The 2,432-nt window shown below is 59.2% G+C and carries 4 protein-coding genes; 1 reads left to right on the top strand and 3 read right to left on the bottom strand.

From position 1 onward, the window contains the following. Nucleotides 1-431: guanylate kinase (gene gmk / locus AC2VNK_RS05430; protein WP_486883104.1), on the bottom strand; the 431-nt coding region annotated here is incomplete at its 3' end. 6 nt (nt 432-437) lie between these two features. Then, nucleotides 438-1,301, bottom strand: coding sequence for a YicC/YloC family endoribonuclease (locus tag AC2VNK_RS05425; protein ID WP_291522079.1), 864 nt, complete (start codon nt 1,299-1,301; stop codon nt 438-440). Nucleotides 1,302-1,565: 264 nt separating this feature from the next. Here AC2VNK_RS05425 and AC2VNK_RS05420 point away from each other — a divergent pair, with 264 nt between their 5' ends. Further along, on the top strand, nt 1,566-1,928 hold the full coding sequence (locus AC2VNK_RS05420) for a hypothetical protein (RefSeq protein ID WP_486883103.1): 363 nt from the start codon (nt 1,566-1,568) through the stop codon (nt 1,926-1,928). A 154-nt stretch (nt 1,929-2,082) separates the two neighbouring features. Here the strand turns inward: AC2VNK_RS05420 and AC2VNK_RS05415 are convergent. Continuing rightward, nucleotides 2,083-2,432, bottom strand: a 350-nt coding sequence (locus AC2VNK_RS05415) for a VWA domain-containing protein (protein WP_486883102.1), incomplete at its 5' end; no start/stop codon positions are given.

Here is a 2,432-nt window from a genome sequence, read left to right as displayed (position 1 = left end):
TCCTGGCCACGGCCACGCAGACGTTCCGCCAAAGCGGCGACAGAAGGCGGCAGGATAAAAATACTGACCGCCTGCCCCGGCAATCTTTCCCGCACCTGCCGCGCACCTTGCCAGTCGATCTCCAACAGACAGTCGGTCCCAGCGAACAACTGACTCTTCACCCAAGGTTCACTGGTACCATAACCATTGCCATGCACCCGGGCATACTCCAGAAACTCGCCCCGCTCCGCCATGGCCGTGAAGGTTTCCATGGGAACGAAGTAATAATCCGTTCCTTCTACCTCGCCCGGCCGCGGGGGCCGCGTGGTGTAAGAGACGGAGGTGCGCAATTGCGGGGTCGCCGCTACCAGCGCCCGGGCCAGACTGGTCTTTCCCGCCCCGCTGGGTGCCGAAATAATCCATAGGATACCGCGTTCTGCTCCACCCGTCATTGGCTTTCACTCCACATTCTGCACCTGCTCCCGCATCTGTTCGATGAGCACTTTCAGCTCTACCGAGGCAAAAGTCACCTGGCTGTCTCCGGCCTTGGAAGCGAGGGTGTTGGCCTCCCGATTGAGTTCCTGCATGAGGAAATCCAGGCGCCTGCCAACTGCCTCGCGCCGCTGCAAGATGCGCCGCAATTCGGTCAGATGGGTGTCCAGACGGTCCAGTTCTTCCGCTACGTCCTGACGTTGCAGATAAAAGAGCAGCTCCTGCTCCCAACGCCCCGCGTCCACCTGCTGCGCCAATTCCTGCAAGCGCGCCTGCAAACGTTCGCGCAGCGCCTTTTCCAGATCAGGCAAATGGTTGCGCAATGCTGCAGTCTGCCCGGCAATCGCGTCCACACGACTCAACAACAGTTGTGCTAAAGCAGCACCCTCTCGCTCCCGCGCCTCCTGCAACTCGGTCAACGCCCGGTCCAGCAGCGCCAGCACTTCTGCCTCCAGCGCTTCGGTATCTGTGCCAGACGCCTGCACCAGACCCGGCCAGCGTAGCGCATCCCATGGATTAAACGCGGTCTCACCCAACTCCCAGATATCCGTCAGTTCCCCATGGAGTCCGTGCAGTTCCGTCGCCAGTGCCGTATTAAGGCGCAACGATCCGCCCGCCGCAGGCTGAAAACGCAGCCAGGCATCCACCCGGCCGCGCACCAGCGTTTTTTGCAAGCTTGCCCGTACCGCTGTTTCGAGGGCGCCCAAGCCCTCGGGCAGGCGCAGACCAACATCAAGAAAACGGTGATTTACGGTGCGCAGCTCCCAGGCCAGCGTGCCCCAAGCCCCGTGACTTTCACAACGGGCGAACCCGGTCATACTGCGTATCATTTTGTTACTCCCCAGCACAACCCTGCCCACAGAAATGCAGGCATCCTCTGCATAAACTAGCATACAGCCGCCAGTCCGGCGACCTCTGCATGCGTTTGCCGAGTGCAAAATACCGATTAAGTGGCCTTGACGCTGTCAGAATCCCGAACTAAACCTAAAGAACTGAATCTAAAAAATTGGGCTGCCGGTTCTAGCGTCAACTTCTAGCGTCAACACATTAAGTTGGCGAACCCGATCATCACGATAACTGCGGGAGAATGTCACATGATAGGTTCGGAAGAAATGCTGTTCGAATGGGACGAGTGGAAAACGCGGGCAGTGGCGCTGGGGGTCGCGGAGGATCTGGCCGAACTGGGCAAAAAGATCATGCGCGATGCCTATATGCAGCGCTGGCCCGAAGCCGTGCTCAGTGACTGCGGCTGGGATGACGATGGTTTTGGGATGCTGGCCCTGGCACGCGCCAAGCCCGCTGAAGCTCGCCGTGATTGGGAACAGTTATATGCGCACCATCATCGCAGGCCTGCCTGCCCGGTGGAAGCGAACCAACATCGCAGCAGTAAGGCTATGGTGCGAACCGCTACCCCACTGCTGATTCACCCCCGGAAGCTGGAAGAGAGCAGGCCCTGAAATCTACAAACGCATCCGGAGCAAGTGCCAGAGGATAACGGGTAGGAAAATCACACCGACGTAGCGACCATCGATGTGTCCTTGACACCGATGAGCATGAACGCCAGCAGCAATAGTTCAAACAGCCAGCGCTGGCGCCTCCCCAGTTGCAAAGTTACTGAGTCAGGCCGGCATAGAGCATGGGCAGACGCTCCGGCAGGCGTTCCACATGGTCGATCACCTGATAATTGCGCGCCCCGAAAATCCGCGACACATACTCATCGGCGTGGGGATCAAGGCTCAGACAATAGGTCATCACCCCGTCCCGCCCCAGTTCCTCCACAGCCCTCCTCGCGTCGTAGCGCAGATACTGCGGATCGCGTACATCAATATCCGCTGGCTCGCCATCGGTAATAACCAGCAACAGTTTTTTCGATTGCCGCTGATGACGCAGGTAGTGCCCGGCATGGCGTAAGGCCGCCCCCATGCGCGTGGAAAGCTTGCCGGTCATACCCGCAATACGCC

The sequence above is a fragment of the Acidithiobacillus sp. TH-A35 genome, assembly GCF_057473505.1.
Note: the sequence above shows the minus strand (reverse complement) of the source record. Positions and strands in the feature narration are given on the sequence as shown.